Genomic DNA, 17,950 nt, shown 5'->3' with positions numbered 1-17,950 from the left:
TCGGCCATCCAGTTCGTGCCGGAAATCGCCAAAGAGGCCGCCCATCTGGACCTTTACCAGCGTACGCCGCCCTGGATCATGCCCAAGCCTGACCGGGAAATCCGGCCATTGGAACGGGCCATGTTCCGTCGGTTCCCGCAAACCCTGAATGCGTTCCGCCAGAGCATTTACTGGATGCTGGAAGCCCGGGTGCTTGGCTTCGTGGGTAACCCGCGCATTCTGAAAGTCGGTGAGTTACAGGCCCGTCGACACATCCGCAACCAGATCAAGGACAAGGAACTGCGCAAGAAAGTGACGCCGGATTTCCATTTCGGCTGCAAGCGGGTGCTGATCTCCAACAACTACTACCCGGCCCTGGACCAGGAGCACGTGGACGTACTGACGGAGGGCGTTCGCGAAGTGAAAGGTAACACCATCATCGACAACAATGGCACCGAGCGCCCGGTGGATTGTATTGTCTATGGCACCGGCTTCAAGGCCCAGGAACCCATTCCCCGGGGCATGATCTTCGGCCGTGGGGGCCAGGATCTGCTCGACGCCTGGCGTGAGGGCGCGGAAGCCTACAAAGGCACCACCGTGGCCGGCTTTCCAAACTTCTTCATGCTGATGGGTCCCAACACCGGGCTGGGCCACAGCTCCATGGTGTACATGATCGAGTCCCAGGTGCAGTACGTGCTGGATGCCATCAAGAAGATGGACCACCGAGGCTGGAAGAGCGTGGAAGTGAAAGAGGATGCCTACAGCCAATACAACGCCTCTATACACGCCAAACTCGGCGACTCCGTGTGGCAGACCGGTTGCAAGAGCTGGTATGTGAACGAGAACGGCAAGAACACCACCTTGTGGCCAGGCTTCACCTGGCAGTTCCGACAGCAGACCCGGCGGTTTGATGCCGAGCAGTATGTGTGTGAATCGGCGGAGGTGATGGAGCAGGGTGGGGAGCCGGCATTGGCTGGTTAAAACGGTAGATAATGATGCGCCCGAGGCAGGATGCTTCGGGCGCTATGAATATGATGTAAGCCACACCACCCCAACGAGTGGTTGGTAGTTTTCGCGTTCCTGAAATACCATAAGCACCCCGATCCACTGGAACACGGATCATGAACTGGCGCCCTTGGTTATTCGGCGCTTGTTGCTAAGCCTGAAATTTCAGCAGGGAACGCATGAATACGGAACAGGATACCGATTACCAGTACCGCGAGCGGGTGGTAGTGCCCCGCCCGGACAAAGAACTTCGCTTTCGGAACGGACGAATCCCCGGGTATTTTTCGATATTTCTCGGTGGCTTGAGCCTGGCGGCGGTGCTCGCCTACCTGTTCCCTTCCTATCTGACCACCACTGATCTTCGTGCCGCGTATGATGCCGAGGCGCTTCAGGATGTCCTGAAGTACGGTATGTGGTTCTCCCTGTTTTTCGGCATTACCACCTTCATTCTTGATCGGCGCAAACGGCTTGGCGCTGCAGGTATTGCCATGACGCTGATCGCGTTTGCCCTGGGTGGCTACAACGTGCCGGTCGGGCCGGTGGAGCCGAAACCTCTGTCTCTTGGCGTGGACTGGCTGATTCTGGCCTTTCTGGGTTCCACCATTGTCTTTACCAGCCTGGAGAAGCTCTTTCCGAAGTATCGGGAGCAGGTCATCTTGCGGGATCAGTGGGGGCTGGATTTCTTTTACTTCTGCCTCAATCACCTGCTGATCTCGGCGGTTCTGCTGTTTGGCAACTTCCTGGTAACGCGCTTTGAATGGGTGGCCAGCGACAGTCTTCAGGCGGCTATCCAGAGCACGTCGCTATGGCTGCAGGTGGTTCTGCTGATTCTGGTGGCCGACTTCGTGCTGTATTGGGAGCATCGGGTATTCCATGAAGTCCGGCGGCTGTGGCTGTTCCATGCCGTCCACCATTCGGTGGAAACCATGGACTGGCTGGCCGGTTCCCGTGCGCATGTGGTTCAGATATTTATTGAGCGTGGGTTGGTTATGCTGGCCCTGTATCTGCTCGGCGCCAGCAAGGAAGCGCTGGATATCTACGTCACGTTTGCCGCGTTGCAGGCCATCATCATTCACAGCAATCTCAATGTGCCCTGGGGGCCGCTCAAGTACCTGTTGGTAACGCCGCAGTTCCACCACTGGCACCACAGCTCAGAGAAGCCGGCCATCGATACCAATTATTCAGCACACACGGTGCTCTTTGACCGACTGTTCGGCACCTATCATTTCCCGAAAGCGCACTGGCCAGCGGAGTATGGCACAACCCAGAAACTGCCGGGTTCCTATCTGGGGCAGCTGTTCTACCCGTTCCGCAGGCGGTGACCGGCAGTTGCCGTCACGGTGATGCAATGGGATGATGCGCGGGTTGTGTGCTGCCCGGCACGCATTCACCCATCATCTGAAACCGGCAGGATGTCATGGCCAACCGAACTTCAACCCGACTGAACAAATACATCAGCGAGAGCGGTATGTGCTCCCGTCGGGATGCCGACCGGTTCATCGAGCAGGGCAACGTGCACATCAACGGTCGCCGGGCCCAGGTGGGCGATCAGGTGTTGCCCGGAGATGTGGTGAAGGTCAATGGCCAGGTGGTGGAGCCGAGAGACGAAGAAGATCTGGTGTTCATTGCCCTGAATAAACCGGTGGGTATTGTCAGCACCACCGACAGCGCGGAGAAAGACAACATCCAGCGTTTTGTCGGCCACAGTGAACGGATTTTTCCCATTGGCCGGCTCGACAAGGATTCCCAAGGGCTGATTTTCCTGACCAGCAATGGCGATCTGGTGAACAAGATCCTGCGCGCCGGCAATAATCACGAGAAGGAATACTTGGTCACGGTCGACAAGCCGGTCACCCGGGAATTCGTAGAGGGAATGAGCAACGGTGTGCCGATTCTGGGTACCATGACCAAGCGCTGCAAGGTCGAAAAGGTGTCCCGGTTTGTGTTCCGCATTACCCTGGTTCAGGGTCTGAATCGCCAGATTCGCCGTATGGCGGAGTACTTTGGCTACGAGGTGACCAGGCTGGAGCGGGTGCGCATCATGAATGTCAGTCTGCAGGGATTGCCCGTGGGCGCCTGGCGGGATCTGACCGAGAAGGAGCTGGCGGTACTGTTCGATGCCATCCGGGATTCCTCGTCTGAGGCGGCGGAGCCTGCTGGCAGCAAACCCCGGAAGAAGCCTGCGGGTGCGAGGGCCCCTCGCCCGGGGCCCGGAGGCAAACCGGCGCGGGGTGGCGCAAAAGCTGGCGGGAAGTCACCGGCTGGTAAAGGGCGAAAAGGCCCCGGTTCCGGGCCCGGTAAACGGCCCTCTGGTAAACCCGGTGGCGGCCCAAAGCCGGGTGGTCGTGGTCCGGGGTCCAAGGGTAAGCCATCGAAACCGGGCAAGCCCCGCAAGCCGTCCATCAAGAAACGTTGAGTACCCATAGGTTCTCTTCCTTACGGCAAAAAAGCCTTTCGGACGCTATGCTTACCGGCTTTAACCCTGTGCCGGATTTGCCCGAATGTTTGAAACGTTTTTCTCTACCTATCTCAGCAGCACCATCCGATTCCTGTTCCTGCTGGCGCCATTTTTCGTGGTCACCATGTTCCTGGCCCTCACTCGGGGGCTCTCGATGGCGGAGAAAACCTCCATCATTCGTCGGGCCTGTGTCTCGGCCTTTATTCTGGGTGTGATCCTGTTCTTCGCCGGCCCGCTGTTGTTCAACGCCATTGGCATCACCCTGAACTCCTTCCGCATCGGTGCCGGCAGCCTGCTGTTCCTCACCGCCATCAGTCTGGTGAACAGTGGCACCCGTAACCACGCCACCGGGTTGCCCGAAGAGGATCGGGATGACATCGCGGTGGTGCCCCTGGCCATTCCTGTCATGATTGGCCCGGCGACCATTGGTGCCATCATGGTTTACGGCGCCGAGCTTAAAGCGGTGCCGGAAGTGGCCGGTGGTCTGCTGGGCCTGGTGTCGGGTTTGCTGATTCTGGCGGGATTGCTGCGCTTGTCCGGTTATCTGGAGAAAGCGTTGGGCAAGACCGGCCTGAACATTATGTCGAAGATCAGCGGCCTGATTCTTTCCGCGATGGCGGCAGAAATCGTGCTGACCGGTATTGCCGGCTTCATTGCCAGTACCTCGGGCGCCTGAGACAATCCGGTCGTTATTTCTGGATGGGATGAGTCATGCCCGCGAACACCATTGAGAATAATCGCAGCCGGTTCAATTTTGATGGCATCGATGCCATCTGGCTTTTCGGCTATGGCTCGCTGATCTACAAAGTGGATTTCCCGTTCCTGGAGCAACGCCCGGCAGCCATTCGTGGTTGGGCTCGGCGGTTCTGGCAGGGTTCTCATGATCACCGTGGCACCCCCGAAGCGCCCGGGCGGGTGGTCACACTGATTGAGCAACCCGATGCCGTATGCAGGGGCGTAGCCTATCGGGTGTCACCCAACGTCTTCGAGTATCTGGATGTGCGGGAAAAGAACGGCTATCTGCGCTTCAGTACCACCATGACCTTTGACGATGGCAGTCATGCCGAGGGGCTGGTGTACATCGCTACGGAAGACAATGAGGCCTTTCTGGGCGAGGCACCGGAAGCGGACATTGCGCGGCAGATTGCCCTCGCCACGGGGCCTAGCGGCCCCAATTCGGAGTATTTGCTCAGGCTGGCCGATTCGCTGCGTCAGCTGGGTGATGATTGTTCACACACCTTTGCCATCGAGGCCTGTCTTCGGGCGGAAGAACGGCTACCCCGTTGATTTGTCTCCTCGGCGGTCTCCCGCTCCGCCGGGTTGAATCCCCGGGCGGGTGACCGCTTCCGGTGCCGCAGGCCAATCAGTACCAGCGGCACGACAATCATCAGGCTGCCCGCCAGGAACCACAGGTCGGGTACCTCACCAAACCAGATCCAGCCAATGGCGACCGCCCAGATCAGCCCGGTGTATTCGGCGCTGGTGACCTGGTTGGCATCTACCTGCCGGTAGGCCAGCAACACGGTGATGTTGTAGCCCAGGATGAACAGGGCGGAACCGGCGGCGCTGATCAGGATTTGCGGGTTCCAGGCCGCGCCTTCCCAGAGTGCCAGGGCGGCGGCCGCCGGGACGATCAGCAGGTAGTTCAGAAACAGTTTATGGACGGTGGTTTGTTCCTTGGGCAACTGGCGCACCATGACGGCGTTGATGGCCAGGGCGAAGGCAGAGCCGAGGGCGGCGATGACGGCCCAGTTGAAGTCCACCGGTCGCAGGATGACGATGATGCCGGCAAAGCCGCTGAACACAGCAGTCACACTGAGCGGCGTCAGTTTTTCTCTGAAGAATACGGCGGACAGTACCATCACCAGGATGGGCGCGGCGTAGAACAGGGCGTTGGCGGTGGCCAGTGGCAGGTTGGTCAGTGCCACCACCATGCAGACGATGCCGACCAGATGGATGTGCGCGCGGATGGCGTGGACTTTCAGGCCGCCGAAGAGGTTGTTGCGGTCGAGTTTGCGGGCGAGCGGGAGCAGGAACGCCAGGGTGAGGACGCAGCGCAGGAAGGCGAACTGGAAGACGGGGGCGCCGGGGTCCAGGAGTTTGATGAAGACGTCTGAGAGTATGGCCATGGCGTTGCCGATGACCAGCAGCAGAATGGCGCTGTTGACGGTTTTGCCTGACATTTTACCTCCCCGATTCCCGACCTATGGTGCTTGAGGCGCTCGGCCGGGTTGCTTCCGAAAACCGCTGTGAATACATCCCTGTACGCTTGCTCTCCGCCTTCCCTGGCTCCGAGCATTTTCGGAAGCAACCCGGCCGATCACCTCTCTGAACTGTCAGGGGGAGTCTATCTATGCTTAACTATCCGATAAAATGATCAATATTCCCCATTCATTAGAAGATTAGATAACAGGCAGCGATGAGACTCCCACCTCTAAAAGCCCTCCCAGTATTTGAAGCCGCCGCCCGGCTGAACAGTTTTTCAGCGGCCTCGGAAGAACTGGCCATCACCCAGAGCGCGGTCAGCCACCAGATCAAACAGCTGGAAACCTATCTGGGCGAGCGGTTGTTCTGGCGCTCTGGTCGTCGGGTGACGTTGACCGATGAGGGGCGGCAGTATTTCGATGCCATTGGCTCGGCTCTGCTTCAGATTGAGCGGGCCAGTGAGCAGTTGCTGGGGCATGAGGAGAGTCGGTTGCGGTTGTCGGTGTTCAGTTCGTTCGCCGTGCGCTGGCTGGTGCCCCGGTTGCCGGATTTGCAGCGGCTGCATCCGCAGATTGATCTGGCGCTGGAGATGAGTAGCGAGAACCCGGTGCTTTCGGATCGGGTAGCGGATTGTTTCATCACCATTCACCGGGATTCCCGGGCCTACAGTTACGATTTGCTGTATGAGGAGCGGCTGTTTCCGGTCTGTAGTCAGGACTACTGGCAACGTATGCGCCGGGAGCTGGGACGGGATGCGGAGCCGGAGCGGCGGGATGAGCAACCGGTGTCGCCGGGTGAGATGGCGTGGTTTCCGCTGTTATCCACTCACAGCATTTTCGACCGGCCGGCCGGAGATTGGGAAGCCTGGTACAGCGCGGCAGGAGAATTGATGCCCTCGGGCACTCGCGTGCAGCACTTCAGCCATATGCTGTTGGCGCTTGAGGCGGCGCGGTTTCATCAGGGCATTGCCCTGACCAATGACTACATGCTGAGTACCCGGAAGGATTCTGAAGATTTCGTGCGGTTGCCGACGCATTCGGTGGTGACCGGCGACAAATTTTACTTTGCCTGGAAGACCAGCCGCCGGCGGGAGCGCGGGATTCAGACGCTGCGCCGGTGGTTGGTGGATGAGGCGATTCGGGGTGGCTTGAGGGGCGAGTGACCGCCCCTCAATGAGAGGGTAGCTAAGCTCAGCCTTTGGACGGCCGCTCCACCACCTTGCGCTTGCCTTTGGCGCTTTTGGCGAGGGATTTCAGTCCATCGGCATCAAAGGCATCCACCCGGATGACGTCGTAGAGTGCCGTCAGGGCTTCTTCCAGTTTCGGGCACTCCTCTGCTTTGACAATGCCCTGGGCACAGGCCCAGTCCACCAGTTCCTTGCGCTGGTGGCCCATCAGCAGGGCGATGCCATCCACTTCGTCTTCGTCCCGGCTGCGGATCGCTTCGTGCAGTTTGTGGCGGGATTCCTCGGTTTCGTTTGCCAGTCGATAGGCGTTGAGTACACGTCCGAGCGAATCGCTGGGATCGGCATTGATGTAGGTGCCCCGGCTGATGCGCTGGCGCACAGGCGTGTCGTTCACGATGGTAGCCGCCACTTTGGCACCGAGCTTGTCATCCGGGCCGTTCAGGCCGGTGGCGCCGAGTGGGAACACCAGCAAACGCAGCGGCCAGCGCAGGGCGGGGACCGGGAAGTTTATGATGGCTTCACGCATGGAGTCCTGCAGGTCGTGCAGACAGGTTTGCAGGCACCATTCCACCAGATCCCGTTGGTCGTCCGGGTAGCCTTCCTCATGCCATTGCTTGATCACGGCGGTGGCGTAGTAAAGCTGTACCAGGCAGTCGGCCATGCGGCCAGACAGCCGCTGGCGGGCTTTCAGGCCGCCGCCGACGGTGAGCAGGGTCACGTCGGTCATCAGGGCAAAGGCGGCCGAGAAACGGCCCAGCTGGCGGTAGTATTTCTGGATGTCACCCTGGCGGGGTGCGCTTTCCAGCCAGCCTTTACTCAGGCCCAGAACGAAGGCACGCAGGGCATTTCGGGTAGTGTGGGCCAGGTGGCGGTAGAAGATGCCGTCGAACTTCTTCGCGGCTTGATCCTGGTCTTCCATGCCCGCCGCTTCGATTTCCTCAACAATAAAGGGGTGGCAACGGATGGCGCCCTGGCCGAAGACCATCAGGCTGCGGGTCAGGATGTTGGCGCCTTCCACGGTAATGCCGATAGGCACGGCCTGGTAGGCCCGTGCCAGGAAGTTGCGGGGGCCGGTGATCACGCCCCGGCCGGCGACCACGTCCATAGCGTGGTTGATCACTTCCCGCATCAGGTCTGTGTTGCGGTATTTCAGCACCGCGGAAGGTACCGACGGGCGAACGCCCCGGTCCAGCATACCGGCGGTCAGCAGGCGGGCTGCGTCCATCATGTAGGTGTAGCCGGCAATGGGTTCCAGGGCTTCCTGTACGCCTTCAAACTGGCTGATGGAGCGGCCGAACTGCTCCCGGGTGTAGGCGTAGGAACCGGTCGCCAGGCTGGCCAGTTTGCCGGCGCCGGTGCCCAGAGCGGGCAGGGAGATGGAGCGGCCGATGGACAGGCATTCCAGCAACATTTTCCAGCCCTTGCCGAGCATGTCCTGGCCGCCAATTACCTGTTCCATGGGGATGAAGACTTCAGTGCCCCAGGTGGGGCCGTTCATGAAGACCGTGTTCATGGGCAGGTGGCGGGCACCGGCATTCACTCCGTCGGTATCCCGCGGCACCATCACACAGGTGACACCGATCTCGTCCTGCTCGCCAAGCAGGTGCTCGGGGTCGTAAACCTTGATGGCGAGGCCGATCAGCGTAGCGACCGGCGCCAGGGTGATGTAGCGCTTGTTCCAGGTCACTTTCAGGCCCAGCACTTCCTTGCCGTTCCATTCGCCCTTGCAGACGATGCCTTTGTCCGGAATCGCGCCAGCATCGGAGCCGGCGACCGGAGAGGTCAGTGCAAAGCAGGGGATTTCTTCACCCCCGGCCAGGCGAGGCAGGTAGTGCTGTTTCTGCTCGTCGGTACCATAGTGCATCAGCAGCTCGCCGGGACCGAGGGAGTTGGGCACCATCACGGTCACCGCCGCAGACACGCTGCGGGTGGAGATCTTCATGACGATTTCGGAATGGGCGGTGTTGGAAAAACCCAGGCCGCCGTCTTCTTTGGGAATCACCAGACCAAAGAAGCCCTTGCTGCGAATGAACTTCCACACTTTGTCTGGCAGATCGTAATGTTCGTGGGTGATCTGCCAGTCGTCCAGCATCTTGCACAGTTCTTCCACCGGGCCATCAAGAAACGCCTGTTCTTCACTGGTCAGGTGAGCGGGCGCGGCATCCAGCAGCTTGTTCCACTCAGGTTGGCCGGAAAACAGTTCGCCGTCCCAGTCAACGGAGCCGGAGTTGAGGGCTTCCTGTTCGGTGGGAGACAGTTTTGGTAAGCGACTGCGAACCCAGCCCAGCAGTGGCCGGCTGAGTTTATCCAGGCGCAGGTCGCCAGGGAGGGTTACGAGCAGTGCCAAAGCCAGCAGGATGCCGCCGATCAGAAAACTCAGAATGTGCCAGTCGTCCTGAGCGACACCAATCAGGGTAGCGACGGACATGATGAGGGCGGCAGTTTTGCCACCGATACTGAAGTAAATCAGTACCAGGGCACTGAGAACGAGGAGCAGAACGCTCATGGGCAGACCTCCATATCATGAATGAAATCAGACAGATTTGGTTCTTACCATCGGTCAAAGTTTAGTCAGTTGCAAGCGGTTAGCGAGGTAAAAGCCCGTGGGAGAATCGAATTCTTGATTTACAGATTCTTTACGGAGCCCCAGCGGTTCAGGCTCAAAGGCTGAGCCCGGTTACCAGCAGCGCCAGTGTGGACAGCAGTACCGCCACGTTGGCGCCCAGCACGCGGTTGAGCTGGTCTGGCATCGCCAGTACCCGAGGTAGTCGAAGGCTGATCCAGATTGCTGCCGGTAGCGGCGCCAGGGCGATAAGTCCGGTCATATCGAGGTGGCCACTGATCACACCGGCTACGATGACGCCATAGCTGGCAAGCAACAGGCCAGCCACCAGATGGGCGGCTTTTTCGGGACCAAGGGTAATCACCAGATGGCGCCGGCCAATCGCTCGATCGGCCTCGGCATCCGGTATCTGGTTGATCAGCAACAGCTCACTGACCATCAAGAGCGCCACCAGAGACACCAGCAGGGCGGTGGTATCGATGCTTGCCCCAAGCGCGATAACGGTGCCCAGCACCATGATGGGACCAAACCCCATGCCCGGTGCCAGCAGGCACAGCAGTGGGGAGCGGGTAATCCAGCGGGTATAGGTGAGCACCAGCACCACACCGGCCGCTCCGAGCACCAGCAGAGGCAGACCCCGCAGCCAGAGAAAATACAGACCGATGGTAACCACCACCGCGAGTGTGCCCAGACCTGCCCAGAGCACGCGCCGGGCTGCAGACGGCACCTCGGGCAGGGCGCCGCTGCCACCGGAGAACGGGGTGCGCTCGGTGATCATGTCGAGGCCGGAGCGAAAATCGTCGTATTCGTTCAGCAGATTCACCGCCGCATGGGCAAGTACGGCGCCAAGGAAAACCAGAAAGGTGTGTAAAAGTTCGGGCGGCTGGCCCTGTTGCCAGGCGACGGCCAGGCCAAGGCCGGCACACAATGGGGCGAGCAGTAAAAAGTTCGGGCGGGACGCGCGGACCACCGCAAGGGTTTCTGACATTGATCAACTCTCCGGATTGCGGAGAAGCTTACACGTAGCCCGCCGCAAATACCAAGCCCAGCACAATGGGCATCACCACCAGACTGCCCAGGTTGCTCAGCAGCACCAGGGAGGCCACAGCGTGGGGTTCCTGCTGATACTGTTCGGCCACCATGTAATTCAGTACGGCCGGTGGCAGGGCGGCAAAGACCCAAAGGCTGGCGACCTGCAGCCCCGGCAGATCCAGCAGTGCAATCATTGGCCAGGCCAGAATGAGTCCGGAGAGCGGGCAGGCGATGGCGCCGATCAGCCCCAGTTTCCAGTCACTGAAATCGACATCCAGCATGCGGACGCCCAGGGCAAACAGCATCAGTGGAATGCACACGCCGCCAAGCATGTTCAGGGTTTCCAGCAGCCAACCCGGCAGCGGGATACCACTGAGATTCACCGCCAGGCCGGCGATGCTGGCGAATACGATGGGCAACCGTAGCCGGCGGATAATGGAGGTGTGGGGGTCCAGCATGTACAGGCCTACCGAGAAGTGCAGCAGCATTTCCACGATGAACAGCACAATGGCCGCAGGCAGCGCCGCATCCCCGAATGCCAGCACCAGAATCGGAATCCCCATGTTGCCGGAGTTGTTGAACATCATCGGTGGCAGGAAGGTTTTCAGGTTCAGCTTCAGCAGCCTGGCCACCGGATACAGAATCACACCGGACCCCAGAACCACCACCGTGGCGGCCAGCGCCAGCCAACCGTATTCCTGCAAGGGCGCCTGCTGGTCTGCCAGTACCGCAAACACCAGCATGGGCACGAACAGTTCCATGTTGAGCACATTCAGGCCCTGAATATCCGGTGTCCGGTAACGCCCGTACAAGGCGCCGCAGCCGGCAATCAGGAATACCGGCAGCATGGTGGAAAGAATCTGGCCAATCATGGAAGGGCTCCGATTATTGTTTTTGGTCAACGCAGGTGACTAATCCGTTAGGTTCGCAAGCATCGGGTGGATTGGGCAAGCGAAATTCATGGCTCTTCGACCAAAGCCGGAGCCAAAGCGTCGGTTGCGACGGCGGCACCGGGCCACCACAATAGCGTTTTCACGGAGACAGCAAGCGGAGCCCCCATGAATGGCAGCGTTTTCGATCAGCCCATCGCCAGAGAGCACACCTGTTCGGTAAAGTTTGATGCCCGCAAGGCGGTATTCGGCCGTGACGATGTGATACCGGCGTGGGTCGCCGATATGGACTTCCCGGCCCCGGAAGCGGTCACCCGTGCTCTGACCGAGCGGGCGCAGCATCCGGTATATGGCTATACCCTTTTCCCGGACAGCCTTTATGAGGCCATGATCCAGTGGTTTGAAAGCCGTCATGGCTGGGGCATCCAGCGAGACTGGATTGTCATGGCACCCGGGGTGGTGCCGTCCCTCAACGCTGCCTGCCTGGCCTTTGCCCAACCCGGAGAGGGCGTGATTATACAGCCGCCGGTGTACCCGCCGTTTTTCAGCTCGGTCAGGGATACCGGCCGGACCGTGATTGAAAATCCGTTGATGGCAGACGAAACCGGTGACTACCGCATGGATCTGGAGCATTTGGAGCAATGCGCCGCCCGGCCGGAGGCCAAGGTATTGCTGCTGTGTTCGCCCCATAATCCGGTGGGACGGGTCTGGCGCGAGGCGGAATTGGTTCAGGTGCTGGACATCGCGCGCCGTCATGGCCTGGTGGTGCTGTCGGACGAGATTCACTGCGATCTTACCTATCCAGACAAGCCTGCTCATCGGGTGTTGGCGACCCTGGCCGAAGGGGATGATGCGCTGATAACGGCGGTTGCGCCGAGCAAGACCTTCAATATGCCGGGGCTGGGCCTGTCGGCCCTGGTGATTCCGGATCCGGAGCGCCGCAAGGCCATGAAAACGGTGTTCGAACGGCTGCACCTGCCGCAGTGTAACCCGTTCAGCATCGCCGGGTTCGAGGCAGGCTATCGCCATGGTGGTCCCTGGCGGGATGATCTGATGGCCTATCTGAAGGGCAATCGCGATTTCGTGGTGCAGGAGGTTGACCGCCGACTCACGGGCATCCGAACCGCGGCGCCGGAAGGCACCTACCTGATCTGGCTCGATTGCCGGGGCCTGCAGCTGGACGACACCGCCCTGAAACGCTTCTTCGTGCAACGGGCGGGGGTTGGCCTCAATCCGGGGCTAAGTTTCGGCAGCCAGGGCAGCGGTTTCATGCGGCTGAACATCGGCTGCCCGAGAGCGGTACTGGCGCAGATTCTCGACCGTATTGAGGCGGCCCTTCAGGGCAGCTGATTTTCCAGGGAGCAGTGATCTTCAACCAGCTGCCAGTGCGGCGGCGTATTCATCCCGGGCATATCGCCGCTGGTCGGGCGGATCGCCTTCCAGATCTTGCCGCCATGGCTGGCTTCGCTGCCCACGGTGTAGCTCTCCGAGAACAGCCACTGGTCGGGCTGCTCGCACAGTTCGTTGTCACTGGACGATTCCGAGGCTGGTGAATCCGGGCTTCCGGTGACCGTGCCTGTCTGCGCAGTTCGCCCGGTTTCTACATCGGACTTGTCGATCGGGGCCGGGGGCGCTGCCTCGCCGGAGCATTCGGGTGCAGAATCGAGCTGTTTCCAGTCGAAGGTAATACCCGGCTCCAGGCCCTGGTGTAGCTCCCGGGACTGGTACCACTCGCCGTCATGGTGCACTACCGCTCCGGCCGGGTAGTAGCGGGATGGCGCCCATTTGGACTCATCCGGGTCGCAGGGGGCTGCCGCGACGTTCAGGGAAAGAGCGGCCAGCATCAGGGTAATGATGGCCGGCCAGGAATATGCAGCGGCGGTTTGCCTAGTCATTCAGCTCTCCTTTATCCAGTGCAGTGACAGGCGGGCGGGACAGACGCCGGCCGGTTCGGGTCGCCAGTATCAGGCCTCCGAGTATCAGCAGTCCACCCGCCAGATGAAACAGGCTGAGGCTTTCCCCGAGGAAAACCACCGCAAGCACAGAGGCATAAACCGGCGTAAGGTACATGAAAATGGCAGCCCGGGCAGGGCCAATACTGTGTACGCCATGATTCCAGAAGGCGTAGGCGAGAATGCCCGGAAAAATCGCAAAATAGATCAGAGGAAGGGCGGTACTTTGTGACAGGGCAAAGCCGCCGCTGAAAAACAGAAAGTCCAGCAGGTAAACCGGCGCGAGAATCAGGGTGCCCAGCAGGATCTGCGTGGTGAGGAAGGTCAGTGCCGGCAGTGGCACCGCCTGCCGGCGCAGCAGTACCGAGAACAGGCCCCAGCTGAACACCGCCGCCACCATTACCAGGTCTCCGGGCTGGGCCTGCAGACCAGTCAGCACCGACACATCTCCCCGGGCAATCACGCACAGAATGCCGGCCAGGGCCATGGCAATGCCCAGTATTTGAATCAGGCGGGTCCGGTCACCCAACAACAGCCAGGCCAGCAGCGCGACAAAAATCGGGATAGTGGCGTTGATCAGCGCGATGTTGGTGGCTGTCGTGGTCATGGCCGCGACGTAGAGCAGGGAATTGAAAGCGGCAACGCTGAAGGTGGCCAGTGCAATCATGGACCCGAGGCGCTGACGAATCACCTGCCGGTGGCGCCAGATACCGGGTAAGCCGAACGGCAGGATAATGGCCAGGGCCAGTACCCAGCGCCAGAACGACATGGACAATGGCGGAATATGCTCGACCGTGCCGCGGGCCACCACGGCGTTGCCGGCCCAGAACAGCGGTGTCAGCACCAGACCGATGTAGGCCAGGGTTTGCCCGGAGTTTTGCGTTGTGGCGTTCAGGTCAGACACTCCGTCTCCTGCTGGTTCCGTGCCCATGGAAAACGCCTAGCATACTATTCTCCGGGTACTTGTGCCTCCGTACCTATGTGGTAGGCGGCAAACCCTGCCATCACCACCTGATCCACCGCCATGCCGATGACCCGGCCGTCCGAGGAGGCGCGAATCGGATGCTGTTCGTTGGTGATTGGATCGGCGACATAACCCAGTACCTCGCCCTCGGATACCGTCGCTCCAAGCTTGATTTCGCTGAACAGGATGCCGCCATGCTGGGCCCGGATCCAGGTAGAGTCGTAATACACCGGCTCCGGATCGCCCCAGACAAACATGCGGGAAATCATGCCGTGCTTTTCCATCAGACTATTGAGGCTGTTTACGCCCGCTTCGATCTGGTGTTCCTGGATGCGCAGGGATTCCCCGGCCTCCAGTGTCACGGTGCGGATTCCTGCTTCGGTAGCCGCGGTACGCAACATGCCGGGTGAACCGGAACTGTGAACCACGGCCATCCGGTCAAAGCCCCGGGTGAATTCGGCGACATCCGGATTGTTCATGTCGGCCCGCAGTTGCGGCAGGTTGGTGCGCTTGAGTGACCCGGTGTGAATATCCACCAGCATGTCGCAGTGCCGGATAACGTTGTTAAACAGGGAATGGGCAACGCGGTCGGCCAGTGTGCCGTCCGGGGTGCCGGGGAAATGCCGGTTCAGGTCGCGACGATCCGGCAGATAGCGGCTGCCCTGCTGAAAGCCGGTGAGGTTCACGATGGGCACGCCGATAACCCTGCCACTGAGTTTTTCCGGGTTCAGGTCGTACATGCTGCGACGGACAATCTCGATGCCGTTGAGCTCGTCACCATGAACCGCGCCGGTCAGGCACAGGGTCGGGCCCTGGTTAACGCCATTGACCACCAGTACCGGGGTAATCTGGGACAACCCGGCAATCTGAATGCCTGGCGACCAGGCCAGTCGTGTCGCAGTGCCGGGTAGAATTTCCTTGCCCAGCAGTGTGAAACTCTCTGCGGGCACGGGTGCTGCTGGTTCCGGCTCTTTTTCGGCAATATCGTCCGGGGACGCCGGGGTGTTGCTCCCGGCCGCGTCGGCTGTCCCGGATTGTATTTCGGCCTGAGGTTCCGGCTGCACGGCAGAATCCCCGGAATCGCTTGCCTCGGGCTCCGGCTCCGGCAGCGGGGCCACTTCTTTCAGGTCGATATTGGGTGCGATTTCACGGGGCTTGTTGGCTGCCTCCGGTGCCTCCACCGGGGGTGCCTGCGGGCTGCTCTGTTCGCTGGTTGTCTCAGCCTGGGCGCGTGCCTGCGCAGAGCCCCGGCGGGGTTCCGAGTGCTCAACATCCTCAACGTTTTCATCTTCCGCCAGATCGGCCACCAACAGGGCGGTGGCGTCTGCCTTGGAACTGACTGCCTCGGCCAGCACGGCGGGCGTCGCCAAAACCAGGAGTGATGATGTGAGTGCGCTAGTGATGGAATATCTGAGCCTTGCTCTCAGCATAAGTCCTCAATTACCTGACGATGTGGCCCCAAGGATAGGGATGAGCCTCAATCATGAATACGGCTGTGACAGAGGTTTAATGCCACTTTCATGAAACCGGGCCGAATTTACCCGGTTCAATATGGTGAAATGTCATATCACTGCTATCTTGCAGTGATATGACTGTTTTACGCCCGTCAAGGAGAGAACTGAATGGATCTTTTGCGAATTCTGGTAGCAATTCTGTTACCGCCGTTAGGCGTCTTTTTACAGGTTGGTATCGGCAAGCATTTCTGGATCAACATCCTGCTGACCATCCTGGGTTACATTCCGGGCATCGTGCACGCGGTATGGGTGATCGCCAAGAAGTAGCCTCAGTCTGGCGCGACCACGTGCCAGAGCCCGTCGTCGGCGAACGCCCTGTGTTCGGCTTCCAGCTTCAGCAGGTGCGCGAGCGCTGAGCGGGCGGCCAGGCCGTGAATGGCGGCCGGGACATCGTCATAGGCCCTGGCGGTCAGGTCTTTCAGACTGACCGGTGCCAGCGCCTCCAGAGCCCGCCACACTTTGTGTTCCCGGGACAGCCGGTGGGTGATCAGGTAATCCATCACCGCCGCAGGCTGGCCCATCAGAAAACCATGGGCCGGTGCAATGAAGCGCACAGGCTCGGCCAGCAGATCGTACATGGAATCAATGTAGGCCTTCATATCACCGTCCGGTGGGTTAATCACCACCGTTGATCCCTGCATGATGTGATCCCCGGAAAACAGTAATTCCTGATCCAGCAACAGATAACACAGGTGGTTCGAGGCGTGGCCCGGGGTATGCAAAACCTTCAGGATGCCCGCTTCGGTCACAATCAGATCGCCGTGCCCGGGTTGATCATCCGGTGCGAAACTCGAATCCTGCCCCGCGCCCTCAGGCGCTGGCCAGCCAAATACCCGGCAACCGGTGCGGGCCTTGAGTTGGACCACGGCCGGGGAGTGGTCCATGTGGGTGTGGGTAACCACCACCTGATCCACCACACCACCGGTAAGCTCCAGAATCCGCTCGATATGCGCCTCGTTCGCCGGGCCCGGATCCAGCACCGTAAAGCGCTCATGGCCGAGAATATAGGTGTTGGTGCCCGGGCCGGTCATCATCCCGGGGTTCGGCGCGGTCAGCCGTACCACCCCGGCGGCAACCTCCACCGGCTCCCCGGGAACAATCTCCGCACGGGTTGATCCTTCACCTTCCGGATCCAGCTTGACTGCCTCGTCATAGGCTGGAGCGTTGGGTTCCAGCATCACCGGTTTGCCCTTGCGCACCGCCGGCCAGGGCTGATCCGGAAACGCCTCCGGGGGATTGGCGTGGGCATAACGCATCAGCTCGCCGGTCGTGCCGAACTCACTCAGTACCCGCAAGGTCCGGATCGTCGGTAACCCCAGCAACCGGGCACCGGCCCGATGTTCCTCAAGCGCCTGAGCCGGCGCAATCCAGACGTGATCAATGGTTTCCGTACCATCATGGCTCGCCACCTGGCCCTCCGGCGCCACGGCCACAAAAAACCGGGTATCAAACCGGCGCGGCGGCCCCGGTGGCGTCACCCAGTGGCTCAGATACGCCAACCGGTCCAGCGGCACCGTCAAACCATGCTTCGCGCACAACTGCGCCAGCGAAATCTCCTCCTGAAACAACGCCATTCGCTCACTGTGAACCCCGTGATCGGCGCCAATCAACTGACCGGACGCATCCTGAGCCAGCAGAATCCCCGCCTCTTCAAAACACTCCCGAACCGCCGCCAGCATGTAATCCGCCCCGCCTTCATCCAGACTCATGGTCTGACTGATGTCGGCATCCTCCACACCCACCACATGAGCCCGCCCCTCAGGCTCCTGCGCATTCACCGCACCCCCCGGGAACACGTAATAACCCGGCAGAAACACCGCATCCCAGGTGCGTTGCAGAAGCAGGACTTCAATACCGTTATCGGTATCACGGGTCAGAACCAGGGTGGCGGCGGGGCGGATGTTCATAAGGCTCTCTGTCTTTTTGCTGTTTTTATGGTGCGCGTTCAAGGCCAGGATGAGGGCGTAGGGATAAGCTTTCCAAAACCTTGCGGAGCCATGGATGGCGGAGCAGAGCGTACAGGGATGTATACACAGCGTGTTTTGGAAAGCTTATCTCTACGGCCGACCGAACCAGCATTCGCGGCGCTACGACGTTTACAGCAAGATACCCGAACAACCCACAGGATGAGAAGCGACAAAGGTCGGAGTATGATGCACCCCCATCACTCAATCGCACCAAGCGCACCCCAGGGGACCCCAA

At 60.2% G+C, this 17,950-nt stretch carries 16 protein-coding genes; 8 read left to right on the top strand and 8 right to left on the bottom strand.

The genetic code is table 11. The features are described 5' to 3' along the window. From B3Y70_RS09160 to B3Y70_RS09140, 5 genes are all read left to right on the top strand, one after another. A partial coding sequence (locus B3Y70_RS09160; protein WP_288589643.1) for a flavin-containing monooxygenase occupies positions 1 to 960 on the top strand: 960 nt, incomplete at its 5' end. 203 nt (positions 961 to 1,163) lie between these two features. After that, entirely contained in the window at positions 1,164 to 2,306 is a 1,143-nt protein-coding gene (locus B3Y70_RS09155) for a sterol desaturase family protein (RefSeq protein WP_286893851.1), read from the top strand. Positions 2,307 to 2,401: 95 nt separating this feature from the next. Next, a complete protein-coding gene (gene rluF, locus B3Y70_RS09150) occupies positions 2,402 to 3,400 on the top strand; it encodes a 23S rRNA pseudouridine(2604) synthase RluF (protein ID WP_286893849.1) in 999 nt (332 codons plus the stop codon). 85 nt (positions 3,401 to 3,485) lie between these two features. Then, on the top strand, positions 3,486 to 4,118 hold the full coding sequence (locus B3Y70_RS09145) for a MarC family protein (protein ID WP_022991362.1): 633 nt from the start codon (positions 3,486 to 3,488) through the stop codon (positions 4,116 to 4,118). A 35-nt stretch (positions 4,119 to 4,153) separates the two neighbouring features. Beyond that, positions 4,154 to 4,729 carry a gamma-glutamylcyclotransferase gene (locus B3Y70_RS09140; protein WP_286893847.1) on the top strand — a complete coding sequence of 192 codons (576 nt, stop codon included), beginning with the start codon at positions 4,154 to 4,156 and terminating at the stop codon, positions 4,727 to 4,729. Here B3Y70_RS09140 and B3Y70_RS09135 read toward each other — a convergent pair. Further along, the gene (locus B3Y70_RS09135) at positions 4,654 to 5,625 is read right to left on the bottom strand and encodes a DMT family transporter (RefSeq protein ID WP_286893845.1); all 972 of its coding nucleotides are present in this window, start codon (positions 5,623 to 5,625) and stop codon (positions 4,654 to 4,656) included. The two genes, B3Y70_RS09140 and B3Y70_RS09135, sit on opposite strands and share 76 nt — an antisense overlap. Before the next feature lie 236 nt (positions 5,626 to 5,861). Between B3Y70_RS09135 and B3Y70_RS09130 the strand changes: the two genes are divergently transcribed. Further along, positions 5,862 to 6,809: a LysR family transcriptional regulator gene (locus tag B3Y70_RS09130; RefSeq protein WP_286893843.1), complete on the top strand. Its 948-nt coding sequence runs from the start codon at positions 5,862 to 5,864 to the stop codon at positions 6,807 to 6,809. A gap of 28 nt (positions 6,810 to 6,837) precedes the next feature. Here the strand turns inward: B3Y70_RS09130 and B3Y70_RS09125 are convergent, their stop codons facing one another. From B3Y70_RS09125 to B3Y70_RS09115, 3 genes are all read right to left on the bottom strand, one after another. Next, positions 6,838 to 9,339 carry an acyl-CoA dehydrogenase gene (locus B3Y70_RS09125; protein WP_286893841.1) on the bottom strand — a complete coding sequence of 834 codons (2,502 nt, stop codon included), beginning with the start codon at positions 9,337 to 9,339 and terminating at the stop codon, positions 6,838 to 6,840. Positions 9,340 to 9,493: 154 nt separating this feature from the next. Further along, complete coding sequence (locus B3Y70_RS09120) at positions 9,494 to 10,384, bottom strand: prenyltransferase (RefSeq protein ID WP_153739640.1); 891 nt, start codon at positions 10,382 to 10,384, stop codon at positions 9,494 to 9,496. 28 nt (positions 10,385 to 10,412) lie between these two features. Next, the gene (locus B3Y70_RS09115) at positions 10,413 to 11,300 is read right to left on the bottom strand and encodes an AEC family transporter (protein WP_011787210.1); all 888 of its coding nucleotides are present in this window, start codon (positions 11,298 to 11,300) and stop codon (positions 10,413 to 10,415) included. A 186-nt stretch (positions 11,301 to 11,486) separates the two neighbouring features. Here B3Y70_RS09115 and B3Y70_RS09110 point away from each other — a divergent pair, with 186 nt between their 5' ends. Continuing rightward, a complete protein-coding gene (locus tag B3Y70_RS09110; RefSeq protein WP_153739639.1) occupies positions 11,487 to 12,668 on the top strand; it encodes a MalY/PatB family protein in 1,182 nt (393 codons plus the stop codon). Here the strand turns inward: B3Y70_RS09110 and B3Y70_RS09105 are convergent. Genes B3Y70_RS09105 through B3Y70_RS09095 form a run of 3 tightly spaced genes read right to left on the bottom strand, consistent with a single transcriptional unit; the run spans position 12,656 to position 15,664 of the window. Next, the gene (locus B3Y70_RS09105) at positions 12,656 to 13,213 is read right to left on the bottom strand and encodes a carbohydrate-binding protein (RefSeq protein ID WP_153739638.1); all 558 of its coding nucleotides are present in this window, start codon (positions 13,211 to 13,213) and stop codon (positions 12,656 to 12,658) included. The two genes, B3Y70_RS09110 and B3Y70_RS09105, sit on opposite strands and share 13 nt — an antisense overlap. Continuing rightward, positions 13,206 to 14,201 carry a DMT family transporter gene (locus tag B3Y70_RS09100; RefSeq protein WP_348680500.1) on the bottom strand — a complete coding sequence of 332 codons (996 nt, stop codon included), beginning with the start codon at positions 14,199 to 14,201 and terminating at the stop codon, positions 13,206 to 13,208. Before B3Y70_RS09100 ends, B3Y70_RS09105 begins: the two co-directional genes overlap by 8 nt. Before the next feature lie 17 nt (positions 14,202 to 14,218). After that, a complete protein-coding gene (locus B3Y70_RS09095) occupies positions 14,219 to 15,664 on the bottom strand; it encodes a succinylglutamate desuccinylase/aspartoacylase family protein (protein ID WP_031210072.1) in 1,446 nt (481 codons plus the stop codon). Positions 15,665 to 15,856: 192 nt separating this feature from the next. Between B3Y70_RS09095 and B3Y70_RS09090 the strand changes: the two genes are divergently transcribed. Further along, the gene (locus tag B3Y70_RS09090) at positions 15,857 to 16,015 is read left to right on the top strand and encodes a YqaE/Pmp3 family membrane protein (protein WP_014423048.1); all 159 of its coding nucleotides are present in this window, start codon (positions 15,857 to 15,859) and stop codon (positions 16,013 to 16,015) included. A 2-nt stretch (positions 16,016 to 16,017) separates the two neighbouring features. Here the strand turns inward: B3Y70_RS09090 and B3Y70_RS09085 are convergent, their stop codons facing one another. After that, positions 16,018 to 17,655, bottom strand: coding sequence for an MBL fold metallo-hydrolase (locus B3Y70_RS09085; protein ID WP_273031657.1), 1,638 nt, complete (start codon positions 17,653 to 17,655; stop codon positions 16,018 to 16,020). Between the last annotated feature and the right edge of the window lie 295 nt (positions 17,656 to 17,950).

This window comes from Marinobacter sp. UBA5687 (assembly GCF_002420325.1).
GTDB classification, from domain to species: Bacteria; Pseudomonadota; Gammaproteobacteria; order Pseudomonadales; family Oleiphilaceae; genus Marinobacter; species Marinobacter nauticus.
This window is presented reverse-complemented; position numbering and strand designations above follow the sequence as displayed.